The following is a 15,507-nucleotide window of genomic DNA, read 5'->3' as shown; positions in this document are numbered from 1 at the left end:
CCTCTCTCTCTAGGAGGCCTACAGGTGCCGCCACATCCATCCGGCCACCGCCAGCCTCGCCACCACCACCAGCATCAACGGCAGGCCGAAGCGGTGCCGCCACGGGATCGGCACCCCACCCAGCTGCTGGTCCATGGTCTCGGTATCCAGCACCCAGCCGTGCTCGCAACGGGTACAGGCCAGTTCGTAGCGGCGGTGGTAGGTGAAGCCGAACAGCAGGTCGATGCGCGCCATTTTGTAGCGCAGCTGCGGGGCGAATTCGGTTTCGGTCTGGCAGCGCAGGCAGTGGTGGGCTTCGGTGGGGCCGACGATCAGCACCCGTTCCTGTTGACCGATCAGGATCATGACCGGGTGCCTTGGCAGGCGGGCTGGGCCAGCAGCCAGGCTTGGGCGGCGGCCACGGTGGCGGCGTCCCCGTCGACGCGCTGGTCGGGCTCGATCTTCAAGCCATCACCACGATCATTGCGGTCCCGCATCACGCTGGTGGTCAGCAGCAGGCGACTGCCATCGGCAAGCGTGTGCACGACATTGCCAGTGGATACACCCGCAGTAGGCTGACCGAAACTCCGCGTCTGCGGACGACCACGCCACGCCAGCACCGAGGCCTCGCCCGAACTGCCGGTGCGCGGCCCGAACAGCACCGCCACCGGCGCGCCGGGCTGCCGCAGCACATAGCCGGACTGGCCGAAGTCCAGCACCGACTTGCCTGCACGCTGTACAGCGGTCGCGGTCAACGTCCAGCGCTCCGGCCCCTGTGCGGCTTCGAACGCTCCCACATCTTCGTTGTTCACCACCGAGGTGCGCAGCAACGGTGCCATGCCCAGCAGCATCGGCCACATGTTGCCACCGCTGTTGTCACGCAGGTCGACGATCCAGCCACAGCGCATGCCGTCGTCCTTGCTACGGATTACCTGCTGCCACCGCGCGGCGCGCTGGATGTCCTGGCGGAATTTCTCCTGCGGCGTCGCGCCGGGCATAGGGGCATAGCCCTCGATGACCACCCAGCCGATGCGCGCATCCACCGCATCGACGGCCTTGGCCTGGTCCACGGCGGCGGCACCGGCCTGCTGCGCGCGCGCAAGGGATTCACGCTGGCGCTGGGTCGTGGTCCATGCACCATGGTGGCCGGTGCTGAGCGCAATGGCTTCGCGCAGAACGGCCAGCCGTTGCGCGGGGTCGGCCTGCGCCGATTGCAGGCGGATGCGGATGGCGGGCCAGTCCACCCGATCGCGATACAGCGCCTGGCGTTCAAGCAGGCTGAGGATCTCGGCCAGGGCCTCCGGCGAGGGCACCTCGACCGTGCTTGGCGTATCGGCCATGGCGCCGGTCGCCAGCAACACGAACATCAGCGCGCCGATGCGACGCACTCCCTTGCGAACCTGCATGCGACGCTTCCTTGTCGTTGAGTCAGGACCGCAGCATAACCGGGGCATGATCGCTTGCGCCACGCGCGAACCGTCGTATCCGGCCCGGTCGCTGGTTGCAGCAAGGCGGCTTGCGTGCAGTCACTACATTGCAACTTTGCCCATGTCATCGCGGCGCACAACGCGCCAAGGTGGCCCCCGTCGGCGCTTCCTGCGCTGACCGGGATTGGCGTCCCGAATCAAACATCGAAGCGATCGATTTGCCGCATCAGCGGCAGTCGCGACAATGCACCGGCTTGCCCATGGTGGGCGGTGCGTGGGGATCCTCGTGATCCGTCGGCTTTTTCGCTTTGATTTTGACCGGCACGCCAACCCGCACCGCCCGCCACCTTGCATCCCGCAGGTGGCCTTGCCTTGTGAGGTTGCTGCCATGAACACGCCCTACCCCACCTATCCGCGCCTGCAGGCACTGCTCGGTGCTGCATTGCCCGACCTGCAGCTGTCCACTACGGCAGCCGAAGCGCTGGAAGATGCGCTCACCGAAGCCGACGAACAGGCGCCGCAGTCGGCGTTCTTCGCCCGGTTGCGCGGCATCGCACACAGCCACGGAGCCGACGGCCAGGCGTGGCGCGAGCGGCAACTCAGCGAGGCGCGCGGCCGGGAACTGGCCGAGGCGACGCGCTGTCTTGCCGCATTGTCCGCCTGCGGCGGTGTGTTGCTGGCGGCGCAGTCGGCGCGCGAGATGGATGATGCGCAGGTGCAGTGTCCGCCACAGGTGGAGGAAGGGTTGCTGCATGCGGTGGTGGTGTTGGCCGATCATGCCGGGGCGTTGGTGGAGCCGGATGCGTGCGCGCCGTTGTCGTAGAGCCGAGCCTATGCTCGGCTGCACTGTGCTCGTGGCGTCGGTAGGTTCAGTGCCGACCAAGGTCGGCACCTACCAGAGCAGGGTCCCCCGAGCGCAAGGGCGCTACCAGTCCGCGCGCAGCCCGATGTTGCCTTCGATGATGCGGCGCTTCTCGTTGCGGTCGCCGCCCAGCTCGCGCGTGTAGTCGGCCACGGCGTACGCACTGATGGTGCGGTTGAAGCGCCCGACCACACCCACGCCGGCTTCCAGCGCGCGTGAACGCTGCGAATTGATGATCACGTCGTCGTCGAAGCGGATGCGATCCTCGCCGGAACGACCATGCCAGTAATTCAGCTTGAAATACGGTTGCCAGCCGTTGTCGGCCAGCTGGTAATGGCCGGCCAAACGCAGGCCCACACGGCCGGTCCAGGCGTTGTCGTTGTCGAAGCGCACGCTCGATATTTCATCGCGACGGTCATCCAGCGAAGTGCGTTGCCAGATCACCTGCACCTGCGGTTCCAGCCACCATGCGGACTGCCCGAAGTGCAGCAGCGGCTTGCCAGCCTCCACCGACACACTGGTGCCGTCGCCGCTCAGGCCGAAGCCGAGCCCGCGCGAGGAACGCGCGCGGCCGTCGTAGCGGCTCTGCATCGCCACGGCGTCGATGTAGGCACCGCTGCTGTCGGTGAACGTCCAGTACAGGCCCACGTGCTTGTCGTCCAGGCGGTTCTGGCCCACCTGTACGTTCTCCCAGCCCAGTGCCAGGCCGGTGGTCTTGCCCTGCGCGCGGGTGCGGCCGACGAACACGCCGATCTGGTTGCGGTGGTTGTCCGACGCCGCAGCCCATACGTCGAGGCCGGCCTGCAGGCCCATCACGTCGCCATCAAAGCCGGGCTGTGCATCGCCCTTCCAATGGATCTCGCTGCTCTGCCCCACCAGGCGACCCCAGGCGGTGCGGAATGCGCCCTGGTTGTACAGCAGGCGCTGTTCGCCCTGCCGCTCGTGGAAGGTACCGAGGCTGGCCAGCGAGGTCTCGCGCAGCAGCGGCGGCACCACCGCGTAGGCGGCGGTCTCCACGCGGTACAGCGGTACCACCGCGCCTTCGGCCGGGCGTGCACCCGGCGTCGGCGGCGCGCCGGTACCGGGCAATGCACCGCCGGCCACGGGCACGTCCGGCACCGCCGGATCGCTGGGCGGTGCCACCGGCGCCGGTTCCGGCGGCGGTGGTGGTGGTGCGGTCTCGCCTGCGGTCAGGTCCGGATCGGTGGCGCCTTCCGGCGGCGGCGGAGGTGCCGGGGCAATGGGGGGCGGGGGTGCCACCGGCGGCGTCAGCGGCGGCGGGGCGGCACTGCCACCACCGTTGGGTGCCGGCGTCGGGCCGGTCACCAGCGTCGAACGCAGGTACCAGTTCTCGCTGGTACCGGCACTGACACCGCCCTTGAACAGGAAGTACTCGTAGGCGCCGGCCGCGACCGGTGCGAACAGCGAGAACGCGCCCGGCGCGGTGCGGCCACCATTCAAGGCCTGCACCACCAGGATGCCATCGGCCAGCGTGGCCGCGCCGCTGCCGCCGGCATTCAGCACGCCGATGCCGGTGGTTCCGGTGGCGGTACCGCCATCGATCACCAGGCGATCGCTGGGGGAGTTGTCCGCGCCCAGCACGGTGCGCAGGTACAGGCCACCACCGTCACCGCGATAGTTGCCGCGCACGGTGAACACGTCGCCGGCGCCGGTACCGGTCAGGTCGATGCGCCCGGCATTGACCATCTCCACCAGTGCAGCACTGTTGAATGGGCGGATGGCATGGCCGCCACTGCCCGCGTAGACGGTGCTGGTGCCGTCCACCGTGAGCGTACCGGTGCCGGTTGCGCTGTCGCCCAGCACCAGGTCGCCATCGAAGCTCAGCTCCGTGCTGTTGGCCAGGCTGATCGCCTCCCAGTTCTGGAAGCGGCCCACGCCTGCGGTCTTGACGTTGCTCAGGTTGAGCTGGTCGATGCCACTGCCCCCGTCGAACAGCGGCACCGCACCCAGGTTGCCCTGGTTGAGGTTGCTGAGGTTGGCCACGTCGTTGTCCGGGCCCATGTCGATCGCACCGTAGACGATGCCACCGCCGTCCCAGTTGAAGGTGTCATCGCCGGTGCTGAGCAGTACCTGCCCGCGCACGGTGCCGTCGGTGATGGTCACGCTGTCGTTGCCGCCGCTGACGCTGATGTTGCCGCCGATGTAGGCCGTGCCCGAAATGATGATGGTGTCGGTGTCGAAGCCGGTCACCACGTTGCCATCCACGGTGCCGCCGGACTGGTCCCACAGGTTCTTGTCCAGCTTCATGTTGACGCGGCCGATGCGGCCAGCGGTCATCCAGGCCTGGTCGCCATCCTCGAACGCGCCGATGATGCGACCACCGCTCATGCGGAAGGTATCGATGTTGTCGCCCTGCTGCAGCGCGCCGATCGTGCCGCCACTCATGACGAAATCATCGCGGCCACTGTCCTGCGCTACCAGGCCGGTGACGGTGCCGCCGGTGACGGTCATCCGGTCATCGCCACTGCCCTGGTCGACGCTGTCGATGGTGCCATTGCCCAGCAGCAGCACGTCGTTGCCATCCCCTTGCAGGACACCGCCGCTGATGCTGCCGGCCTGCATGTCCAGGCGGTCGTTGCCTGAATCGAACTGTACGCCGGTACGCCCACTGATCGTTCCGCGGTTGACCAGCACGCTGTCGCCCGCACCGACGAACTGCAGCGCGGTGTTGTTGCCGGTGCTGATGCTGCCCGCATTTTCGACGCGGCTGCCACCACCGAGCTGGACCGCCACACCCCCCACCGAACTGATCGTGCCTTGGTTGGTCAACAGGTGACCACTTGCACCGACCAGGGTAACGGCCGACGCCCCACCGCTCTGCTGCAACTGGGCACCGCTGGCGACGTTGACGGTGATGCCCGCTTCGCCGCTGGCCGAGATGGGCACCGTCTGCGGATTCGGCGCGTTGGCGTCACAGGTGACCGTCTGGCCGGCGACCGGAGCGACGGTGCTGCAGCCGGCCCAGGCGGCGCTGGCGGTCAACAGCACCATGGACGGGACTGCCAGTGCCTGAAGCACGGAAACGGTGAGGCGGCGCGGACGGAAAGCGCGCGGGACGGCACGGGTCATACAGTCCTCCTGGACAGAGAATCAGGAACTGCAAATGCACGCTGCTGCGTATGCAGTCTGCCGTGATGTGAATCGTTTCGATAGATGAACTTGCGTGCGGAAAATCACATTTCGGATGTGAAATCGCCGGGCCCTCACGCCAATGTGATGTGGCTGAAATCGTTCATTTTTTCTGGGCGTTGGGAGCCGCACATGCGTGGATGCCGTTGGCGGATCGGGTCAGGGCCTTTTCCTGCGGAAAAGGGTCCGACCCCGGGACTGCTCAGATCTTCAGGTAGATCTTGCGACGGTCCAGCCACCAGGCCACGCCCCACCACAGCGCGACGAACACCAGTGCCTGCAGCATCGATGCCAGCTCGAGCGCCTGCGGCATCGCGTTGGCCAGCTGCTGCCAGATCCAGCCCCAGGCACCGCTGGCCATCAACGCCACCGACATCACCGAGGCCCCCAGATACGCGGTGATCGCGTTGACCCCGAAACGCCGGCCCAGCGGCGGCCATCCCTTCTTGTCGATCAGCACGTGGCCCAGCCACAGCGCCAGCGCGGCCAGGCCGCCGGTCCACAGCACGTAGCTGGGCGTCCACAGCGGCTTGTTCAACGGCAACACCCCGGCCAGCAACAGGCCCAGCACGGCGGTCGCCACGCCCAGCCCGGCCAGTGCCGTCGAACGCCCGCTGCGCAGCAGGCCACCGGCCAACAGGCCGAGCACGGTACTGGCCAGTGCACCCAGCGTGCTCAGCAATCCTTCCGGGTCATGGCCGAGGCCGGTATCGGCATGCCATTGATAGATCCACGGCGCGAACAGCGCGGTGTCCAAGCGGCTGGCCGGGTTGATCCACGGCGCCAGGTCACCCATGCCGAGCAGCAACATCGTGTATCCCACCAGCAATCCAACAAGCACGCCGGCCTGCATGCGCGGCCGTGCATACACCGCCAGCACGCCCACCAATGCCGCGCACACGGCGATCCGTTGCAGCACGCCCCAGATGCGGAAGTGGTGCGTATGCAGCGCCCACAAGATCAGCAGATGCAACAGCACGCCGGCCACCAGGATGCGCAGTGCGCGCTCCAGCACGCCGCGCGCCAACACCGGGCGTGCGGCGGCATCCAACGCGCGCGGTGCCACGCTGAAGGCCATCGACACACCCACCAGGAACAGGAAGAACGGGAACACCAGGTCGGTGGGCGTGCAGCCATGCCATTCCGAATGGCGCAGCGGTGCGAACACTGCACTCCAGTCGCCTGGGTTGTTGACCAGCAGCATCGCCGCCACGGTGATGCCGCGCAGGGCATCGATCGAGCCCAGACGGCGCGGCGGCGTACTGTTCATCAGGCGGCCTCGTACTGTCCTGCAATCCAGGTGCCACGCACCTGCAGGGCGTCATCCAGCAGCACCAGGTCGGCCTGGTAGCCCTCGGCGATGTGGCCCAGGCGGTCGTCGACGTTGAGGAACTGCGCCGGGTAGGTCGAGGCCATGCGCGCGGCCTCGGCCAGCGGCTGGCCCAGCAGCTGCACGGTGTTGCGCACCGCCGTGGCCATGTCCAGCGCAGAACCGGCCAGCGAACCAGCGGCATTGCGCACCACGCCATCGATGGCGGTGATGGTTTCGCCATACAGCACGTAGCTGGGATCGTCGGCACCGACCGGCGGCATCGCATCGGTCACCAGCAGCAGGCGACCGCGCGGCTTGGCCGCCAGCGCCACGCGCAGGCTGGCCGGATGCACATGCACGCCATCGACGATGATGCCGATCCAGCTGTCGCGGTCTTCCAGCGCAGCGCCCACTGCGCCAGGCTCACGGCCCTGCAGCGGCGACATCGCGTTGTACAGGTGGGTGAAGCCGCGTATGCCGGCATCCAGGCCGGCGCGGACCTCTTCGTACGTGCCTGCGGTATGGCCGGCGGCCACGATCACGCCACGTTCGACCAGCGCACGGATGGTTTCCAGTGGCACGCGCTCCGGCGCCAGCGTCAGCAGCGTCACGCCGTTGTCCAGCGACGCGGCCAGCGTGATCTCTTCTTCGTCAGGCACGCGGAACTTGCTGGCATCGTGCGTGCCCTTGCGCGCCGGCGCGATGTAGGGCCCTTCCAGATGGATGCCGATCACGCCCGGCACGCCCTGCGCGATGGCCTCGCGCATCGCACCGATGGCTTCGCGCATCACCGCCACGTCATCGCTGATCAGCGTGGGCAGCATCGCGGTGGTACCGAAGCGGCGGTGTGCCTGCGCGATGGTGCGCAGCGCCGCCACGTCCGGCGTGTTGTTGAACAGCGCACCGCCACCCCCATTGACCTGCACGTCGATGAAGCCGGGCAGCAGCCAGCCGCCGCCCAGGTCCACCTGCTCGGCAGCGTGGCCCAGCTGCGGTGCGGCGTCGGGCAACAGCGCGCTGATGCGACCCTCTTCGATCACCACAGCCAGATCGTCGCGGAATTCATCGCCTGCCAGGATGCGGGCATTGCGCAGTACGGTTGCCATCACACCGTCTCCGTGACCTTGTTCAGGTGCGGCGGCAGGTCCGGGTTGAAGCCACGGCGCAGCGCCAGCGCGTTGATCGCGCGATAGAAGCTCTGCACGGTCAGCAGCGGTGCGCACAGCGGGTGTGGCGCGGGCGCCACCGGCAGGTTGCCGCCGGCACCGGCCAGCCACACCTGCGCGCCGCGTGCAGAAAATTCCTCGACCACCGCGCGGGTGCCGGCGCCGGTTTCATCGGGCTGCGCGAAGGCCAGCACCGGGAAGCCACGGTCGACCAGTGCCATCGGGCCGTGCTTGACCTCGGCCGAGCTGTAGGCTTCGGCGTGCAGGCTGCAGGTTTCCTTGAACTTCAGCGCCGCTTCCTGCGCCGCACCCAGGCCCAGGCCACGGCCGAGCACGAACAGGTTGGTGGCCTCGACCAGGCCTTCGGTCACCGCGCTCCAGTCGCACTGCCAGGCTTCACGCATCGCGTCCGGCAGCAGGTCCAGCGCGTTGCGCAGGCTGCTGTCCTGCTTCCAGTAGGCGGCCAGCTGCAGCAGTGCAGCCAGCGAGGCCAGGTAGCTCTTGGTTGCCGCCACGCTCTTTTCGGCACCGGCATGCAGCGGAATGACCGTGTCGGCCAGCTGCGCCAGCGGCGAATCCTCGACGTTGACCAGCGCGATCACGCGTGCGCCAGCGGCCTTGGCCGCCTCGGCGTTGCGCAGCAGGTCCGGGCTCTTGCCCGACTGCGAAATGACGATGAACAGCGCACCGCGCAGCTGCAGTGGTGCGGCGTAGACCGAGCCTACCGACGGCGACGCGGAGGCGACCACCAGGCCCAGCTGGGTTTCCAGCAGGTACTTGCCGTAGGTGGCGGCATGGTCGGAGCTGCCGCGTGCACAGGTGACCACGAACGGCGGCGGCGCGGCGCGCAGGCTGGCGGCCAGGGTTTCCATGGTGGCGTGGTTGCGCGAGAACTGGCGGGCAACCACGTCTGCCGCTTCAGCGGCCTCGGCGAACATCAGGGTGGCGGTGGGGTCTGACAGCGACATGGCAGGCTCAGGCAGGATCGGAAGGAAGGGGGCGTGCGCCGGCCGGGCGCATCGGCGCGGTCGAACCGCGCACCACCAGTTGCGGCACGAAGCCCTGGTTGTGCAGCGGTGCCGGCGCATCGTCGTAGGCGTCGCTGCGCAGTTGTGCGATCAGCAGGCGCGCGGCGTGGCGGGCGATGTCCTCGGTGGCCTGCTTGGCGGTGGTCAGCGGTGGCCACGACTGGCGCGAGAACGGGCTGTCCTCGAAACCGGCGATGGACAGGTCGTACGGCACGTTCATGCCGGCCGACTTGGCGGCGGCCAGCACGCCGGCAGCGATTTCGTCGTTGGAACCGAAGATGGCGGTGGGCGGTTCGCGCAGCGCCAGCAGGCGGCGCGCCCCACGGAAACCATCGTCGAAGGTGTAATCGCCCTGCACCACCAGGTGCTTGTCCACGGTCATGCCGTAGTCCTTCAGCGCGGCTTCGTAACCGGCGTAGCGTTCGCCCGAGGAGCGGTGCGAGCTGCCGCCCCAGAGGAAGCCGATGCGCTGGTGGCCCAGCTGGATCAGGTGCTCGGTGATCTCGTAGGCCGCCTCGCGGTCGTCGACGAACACGCAGGCGCCGTCGGCCGGGTCTTCAGTGGCGGCGATGATGCGCACCAGCTTGATGCCACGCGCGGTCAGCGCCTGGATCAGGTCGCGGCGCTCGGACATCGGCGCGGTCAGCACCAGCCCCGCCAGCCGCGAGCGCTGCACCCAGTCGGCCAGTTCATCGGCCAGCAACGGCGAGCTCGAATCACAGGGATGGATCTGCAGGCCGAAACCGGTCTCGCGGCACGCGGCCAGCACGCCGTTCTGCACGCCGATGATGTGGTACGGGTTCGGGTTGTCGTAGACCAGCCCGATCACGAAGGTAGTGCCGCTGCGCAGGTTGCGCGCGGACGGATCGGGCTCGTAGTCGAGCTCGGCGATGGCACGCAGCACCCGCGCACGGGTGGCCTGCATCACCGAGGGCTCGTTGTTGATCACCCGCGAGACCGTCTTCAGCGAGACCTTGGCCTTCTCCGCAACGTCCTTGATGGTCGCTCTGCGCATGGGTTTTCCCTGGGGTTGGCTGCCGTCCATCATCGCCGATCAGGCCTTGTCCTGCGGCAGGCCGGCACGATGGCCGATCACCGAGTAGAACAGGATGTACAGGTAGCACGGCACCATCAGCAGCACGAACACCAGCTGGAAGTCGATGTGCTGCTTGAGCACGGCGAACAGCTGCGGAATGATCGCGCCGCCGGCGATGCCCATCACCAGCAGGGCCGAGCCGGTCTCGGTGAAGCGGCCCAGGCCGCGGATCGCCAGCGGGAAGATGGCCGGCCACATCATGGCGTTGGCAAAGCCCAGCAGCGCCACGAAAGCCACCGAGACGTAGCCGTGCGTAGCCCAGGCGCCCAGGCAGAACACCACGCCCATCACTGCCGAAATGGTCAGGTAGCGCGACTGCGAGACCAGGCCAGGGATCGCCAGCAGGCCGACCACGTAGCCGGCCAACATCGCACCCAGCGTCAGCGAGGTGAACATCTTGGTCTGGTCCAGCGGCAAGCCGAAACCGTGGCCGTAGGTGCCGATCGCATCACCGGCCATGACTTCCACGCCTACGTACACGAACAGGCACAGCACGCCCAGCCACAGATGCGGGAACTGGAAGATGCTGCGGCGCTCGGCCGTTCCCGGTGCCCCTGACGGCGTTGCATTGGCTTCGGAGGACTTGATCTCGGGCAGAGGCGAGAACAGCACGGCCACCGCCAGCACCACCAGCAGCGCGGCCATCGCCAGGTACGGCGCATGGATCTTGGCGGCGAATTCGTTGAGCAGCGCGGCCTTGGTGACCGCGTCGGCAGCCTGCACCTGCTTGTCCAGATCGCCGATGCCATGCAGCACCAGAGTGCCGATCAGCACCGGCGCCAGCATGCCGGCAATCTTGTTGCAGATGCCCATCAGCGCGATGCGGCGTGCCGCGGTTTCAATCGGACCAAGGATGGAGATGTAGGGATTGATCGCGGTCTGCAGCAGCGCCAGGCCGCTGCCGATCACGAACAGGCCGCCGAGTGCGCCCGGGTACCAGCGCTGGGTGGCGAATTCACCGAACAGCGCGGCACCACCGGCCATCACCAGCAGGCTCAGGCTCAGGCCCTTCTTCATGCCGGTGCGGCGCAGGATCCAGGACGCCGGCAGGGCCAGGAAGAAATAGGACAGGTAGAACACCATCAGCACCAGGAAGGCGCCGACCTCGCTGAGTTCGAAGGCCAACTTGACGAAGGTGATCAGCGGGCCGTTGAGCCAGGTGAAGAAGCCGATCAGGAAGAACAACACGCCAACGATGGCGATGGAGGTGGCCACGTTCGGGCGCGCGCTTGCAGCGGGGACGGCGGACATCAGGAGGGCTCCTGCGGCGACGGCCGCAGAACGCGGCGTCGGAGAGTGGCTGGGAACAACGTTGTCACATTCTTTCGATGGACAACGGCGGTTTGTCAACTTCCATGCACGCCTGCCTGAACCTTGTGCTGCACTGCGCAAGTCCGCCGCGGTACGCCCCGCTGAATGCGCGGCAGGCCTAGAGCCCCGTGCGCCAATGGTTCCCATGTGAAACCCGCACTCACACCGTGTAAACGTTTACTGCGCGCCGCATTCGTTGCGACGCAGCAACGAAAGTGTCACGAACTCGTTGACATCGTTGTCAGCGCGGTTACAGACTCCGCCCCAATCGCCGCCCCCGATCCCCGGGCCGGCCCACCTGCAGCAGGAGCCCGCGTGACCGCCAGCCACCCCGCCCCGTCGCATGTCCTGTCCCGCGTCGCGCCCTCGTTCCTGGCCGCCGACGTCGGTGGCACCCATGTGCGCGTGGCCCGGGTCCAGGCCAGCGGTGACGCCGCCCATCCGGTGCAGGTGCTGGAGTACCGCAAGTACCGCAATGCCGACCATGCCGGCCTCAGCGCGATCCTGTCCGACTTCCTGGGCGAAGGCCCGCGGCCCACGCATTGCGTGGTCGCCAGCGCCGGCTATGCCCGCGAAGACGGCACGGTGATCACCGCCAACCTGCCGTGGCCGCTGTCGGCGCGCCAGGTGGAGGCCGACGTCGGCCTGCAGCGGGTCTACATCGTCAACGATTTCGAAGCGGTGGCCTACGCCGCCGCGCAGGTGGACGCCAGCGGCGTGCTGCACCTGTGCGGGCCGGAGACCGCCGCGCGTGGCCCGACCCTCGTGGTCGGCCCCGGCACCGGTCTGGGCGCCGCGCTGTGGATCCCCACAGCGCACGGCCCGGTGGTGCTGCCCACCGAAGCCGGCCAGCCGACCCTGGCGGCCAGCACCGAACTGGAAATGGCCATCGTCCGCCACATGCAGCGCGACCGCGCGCACGTGTCGATCGAGCATGCGATCTCCGGCCCCGGCCTGATGAACCTGTACCGTGCGGTGTGTGCACTGCAGGGGCAGGCGCCGACCCTGGCAAGCCCCGACGCAGTCACCGCCGCCGCCATGGCCGATACCGATGCACATGCGCGCCAGGCGCTGGACGTGTTCTGTGGCCTGCTCGGCAGCACCATCGGCGACATGGCGCTGTTCTACGGCGCCCACGGTGGCGTCTACCTGGCCGGCGGCATCCTGCCGCAGATCCGCGAATACCTGCACGCCAGCACCTTCGTCGAACGCTACCTGCAGAAGGGGCCGATGGGCGAAGCGCTGGCACGCATCCCGGTGAAGGTCGTCGAACACGGCCAGCTGGGCGTGGTCGGCGCTGCCAGCTGGTACCTGCAGCAATCGGCCGCCTGACACCGCAACAGGCTTCAACGCAATCGCAGCACGCAGTACGTGGCACGCCAACGCACGGGACTTCGCCGCCGCCCCGCGCATGTCATCGCAACCGTAACCGAACACCGCCGCCGGCACCCAATCGAGTGATGAGGAGAGACATCATGAACACCCGCAAGACCCTGCTTTCGGCCGCCATCGTCAGCTGCATCGCCTTCAGTGCGCACGCACAGCAGGCGGCCCCGACCGCCACCGATCTGGACACCGTGACCGTTACCGGCATCCGTGGCTCGATGGAAAAGTCGCTGGACACCAAGCGCGAAGCCAATGCGCGCGTGGAAGTGGTCACCGCCGAAGACGTGGGCAAGCTGCCCGCGCACAACGTTGCCGATACCCTGCAGCGCCTGCCGGGCGTGAACATCAGCTCGTCCAGCGCCGACGAAGGTGGCTTCGATGAAGCCGACCGTGTCAGCCTGCGCGGCACCAGCCCGAGCCTGACCCAGACCCTGATCAACGGCCACACCGTCGGCTCGGCCGACTGGTTCGTGCTCAGCCAGGGCAACAACGTCGGCCGCAGCGTCAGCTACTCGCTGCTGCCGTCGGAACTGGTCAGCTCGGTGGAAGTGAACAAGTCCTCGCAGGCCAAGCTGCAGGACGGCGGCACCACCGGTACCGTCAACATCATCACCCGCAAGCCGCTGGAATTCTCCAAGCCGTTCACCGCGGAAGGCTCCATCGGTGCGGTGCGTTCGGACCTGGCCAAATCGACCGATCCGCAGTACTCGGCATTGTTCAATTACAAGAACGACGAAGGCACCTTCGGCGTGATGGTGCAGGGCTTCAGCCAGAAGCGCGAACTGCGCCGTGAAGCGCAGGAAATCCCGGGCGGCTTCTTCAAGATCGGCGCCGGCGACCCGGTCGCCAGGACCAATCCGGACCTGATCGGCGTCAACGTGCCGGGCCTGCTGGGTTCGACCCTGTTCGAACAGACCCGCGAACGCAAGGGCGGCCTGGTCTCGCTGCAGTTCAAGCCGAGCGACAGCCTCACCCTGGGCCTGAATGGTTTCAGCTCCGAGCTGAAGGCCAACAACTACAACCGCAACTTCATGATGTTCGGCAACAGCTTCGCCAAGTCGCAGGCGCCGGATCCGGGCTATGTGGTCAAGGACGGCGTGCTGACCAACGCCACCTACAGGGGCGTGCCGGGCACCGACTATGCGGTGTACGACATGATCTACCGCGAGTCGAAGGCCAAGTCGAGCTATGTCACCTTCGATGCCGACTGGCAGATCAGCGACAGCCTGACCGCCACGTTCCAGGCCGGCAGCACCAAGGGCACCGGCGAGACGCCGCGCCAGTACATCGCCGAGGTCACCCTGGCCAACGGCGGCGGCGCCAGCTGGGCCACCCACGGCAATGGCTCGCCGATCGACTGGAACGTCGGCGGCGACCTCTCGCCCAACGGCGTGACCAGCTTCGGCACCTGGGGCAACCAGCAGGTCACCGCTGAAGACAAGGAGAAGTGGGCCACGCTCGACTTCAACCAGTACTTCAATGATGGCGGCGTACTGAGCTCGATCGACTTCGGCCTGCGTTTCGCCGACCACAAGCGCGAAGCGCTGTCGCCGGAAGGTGCAACCCCGGGTGACATCTGGAGCGCGCTGAAGAACGGTGCCACGGCCAACTATCCCAGCGGCTTTGCCGGTGACATCGGCGGCACTTTCCCGCGCAACCTGTGGTACTTCACCCCGGGCGCGCTGAAGGACGCGGTGACCAACAACTCCACCTGGCTGGCCGGCAATGACGGCCCGACCGGTCGCCACAACTATGGCGCCGAGTGGAAGGTGAAGGAAAAGAACTTCGCCGGCTACGTGCAGGCCAACTTCCGCGGCGACTGGTGGAGCGGCAACGTCGGCCTGCGCTACGTCAACATCAAGCAGGACATCGACACCTACAACGCCGTCAGCAAGGCCGCAGATGCCGATGTCAGCAGCCTGTTCGGCATGTGGGAGCGCCTGGCCTTCCAGAACAAGCGCAACCGTGTCCTGCCCAGCGCCAACATCAAGTTCGACCTGGACGACTCGCTGGTGCTGCGTGTCGCCGCCTCGCAGACCCAGACCCTGCCGGACTACTCGGCACTGGGCGCGTCCTCGTACGGCTCGGACCTGAACCGCACCGGCGGCGGCGGCAATCCGAACCTCAAGCCGACCCTGTCGACCAACCTGGATGCCAACCTGGAGTGGTACTTCATGCCGCGCGGCCTGCTGTCGGTGGGTGCGTACCACATGAAGCTGAAGGACTACATCGCCTTCGACGTGGTCTCGCGCCAGCTCTACAGCGAACTGACCAACCAGCTTGAGACCTACCAGATCTCCACCCCGATCAATGCCGACGGCAAGGTCACCGGCGTGGAAGTGGCCTACGAGCAGCCGATCGGCGAGTACTTCGGCATCAATGCCAACTACACCTACGCCAACGGCACCACCTCGCACACCTGGTCGGATGGTTCGCACAACCTGCTGGGCACCTCGAAGAACACCTACAACGTGGGTGCCTACTTCGAGAACGAGCGTTTTGGCGCCCGGGTCAGCTACACCCGCCGTTCCTCGTTCCTGATCAGCCTGTCGGGCACCAACCCGTATTATCAGGATGATTTCGGCACGCTGTCGGCATCGCTGAGCTACAAGGCCACCGATTGGCTGAGCATCAGCCTGGATGGCCTGAACCTCAACAACCCGACCTACAAGTACTACCAGACCGCGGCCATCCCGACCTCGTTCTACAGCAACGGTCGCCAGTACTACCTCAACTTCCGCTTCAAGTACTGATCCAGCGGCAGCAACATCGCCGAGTCGTGCACGCACG

At 67.2% G+C, this 15,507-nt stretch carries 11 protein-coding genes; 3 read left to right on the top strand and 8 right to left on the bottom strand.

Translation table 11 applies throughout. The features are described from left to right. Positions 1 to 18: 18 nt before the first annotated feature. Both AC5P8U_RS05535 and AC5P8U_RS05530 read right to left on the bottom strand, forming a co-directional pair. Positions 19 to 345, bottom strand: a complete 327-nt coding sequence (locus AC5P8U_RS05535; RefSeq protein WP_438915070.1) for a hypothetical protein — start codon at positions 343 to 345, stop codon at positions 19 to 21. Beyond that, the gene (locus tag AC5P8U_RS05530; RefSeq protein WP_438915071.1) at positions 342 to 1,385 is read right to left on the bottom strand and encodes a S41 family peptidase; all 1,044 of its coding nucleotides are present in this window, start codon (positions 1,383 to 1,385) and stop codon (positions 342 to 344) included. The genes AC5P8U_RS05535 and AC5P8U_RS05530 overlap by 4 nt, the downstream gene beginning before the upstream one ends. Before the next feature lie 409 nt (positions 1,386 to 1,794). On the opposite strand from AC5P8U_RS05530, the gene AC5P8U_RS05525 reads away from it, so the two are divergent. Further along, entirely contained in the window at positions 1,795 to 2,229 is a 435-nt protein-coding gene (locus AC5P8U_RS05525; RefSeq protein WP_072167168.1) for a hypothetical protein, read from the top strand. A 102-nt stretch (positions 2,230 to 2,331) separates the two neighbouring features. Here AC5P8U_RS05525 and AC5P8U_RS05520 read toward each other — a convergent pair whose 3' ends face one another. The 6 genes from AC5P8U_RS05520 to AC5P8U_RS05495 all read right to left on the bottom strand — a co-directional run bounded on the left by AC5P8U_RS05520 (position 2,332) and on the right by AC5P8U_RS05495 (position 11,271). Beyond that, a complete protein-coding gene (locus AC5P8U_RS05520; RefSeq protein ID WP_447897361.1) occupies positions 2,332 to 5,358 on the bottom strand; it encodes an autotransporter family protein in 3,027 nt (1,008 codons plus the stop codon). Positions 5,359 to 5,620: 262 nt separating this feature from the next. Further along, the gene (locus tag AC5P8U_RS05515; RefSeq protein WP_252744720.1) at positions 5,621 to 6,688 is read right to left on the bottom strand and encodes an acyltransferase family protein; all 1,068 of its coding nucleotides are present in this window, start codon (positions 6,686 to 6,688) and stop codon (positions 5,621 to 5,623) included. Continuing rightward, the gene (gene nagA, locus AC5P8U_RS05510; protein ID WP_439426376.1) at positions 6,688 to 7,836 is read right to left on the bottom strand and encodes an N-acetylglucosamine-6-phosphate deacetylase; all 1,149 of its coding nucleotides are present in this window, start codon (positions 7,834 to 7,836) and stop codon (positions 6,688 to 6,690) included. The genes AC5P8U_RS05515 and nagA overlap by 1 nt, the downstream gene beginning before the upstream one ends. Further along, on the bottom strand, positions 7,836 to 8,864 hold the full coding sequence (locus tag AC5P8U_RS05505; RefSeq protein WP_072167172.1) for an SIS domain-containing protein: 1,029 nt from the start codon (positions 8,862 to 8,864) through the stop codon (positions 7,836 to 7,838). The genes nagA and AC5P8U_RS05505 overlap by 1 nt, the downstream gene beginning before the upstream one ends. Before the next feature lie 7 nt (positions 8,865 to 8,871). Beyond that, positions 8,872 to 9,939 carry a LacI family DNA-binding transcriptional regulator gene (locus AC5P8U_RS05500; protein ID WP_005411045.1) on the bottom strand — a complete coding sequence of 356 codons (1,068 nt, stop codon included), beginning with the start codon at positions 9,937 to 9,939 and terminating at the stop codon, positions 8,872 to 8,874. A gap of 39 nt (positions 9,940 to 9,978) precedes the next feature. Further along, a complete protein-coding gene (locus AC5P8U_RS05495) occupies positions 9,979 to 11,271 on the bottom strand; it encodes a sugar MFS transporter (RefSeq protein WP_072167173.1) in 1,293 nt (430 codons plus the stop codon). A gap of 375 nt (positions 11,272 to 11,646) precedes the next feature. Here AC5P8U_RS05495 and AC5P8U_RS05490 point away from each other — a divergent pair, with 375 nt between their 5' ends. Further along, complete coding sequence (locus AC5P8U_RS05490) at positions 11,647 to 12,663, top strand: glucokinase family protein (protein WP_072167174.1); 1,017 nt, start codon at positions 11,647 to 11,649, stop codon at positions 12,661 to 12,663. A 143-nt stretch (positions 12,664 to 12,806) separates the two neighbouring features. Continuing rightward, on the top strand, positions 12,807 to 15,470 hold the full coding sequence (locus tag AC5P8U_RS05485; RefSeq protein WP_088496524.1) for a TonB-dependent receptor: 2,664 nt from the start codon (positions 12,807 to 12,809) through the stop codon (positions 15,468 to 15,470). Positions 15,471 to 15,507: the final 37 nt, after the last annotated feature.

The sequence above is a fragment of the Stenotrophomonas sp. YJH_SMC_81 genome (genome assembly GCF_059370875.1).
This window is presented reverse-complemented; position numbering and strand designations above follow the sequence as displayed.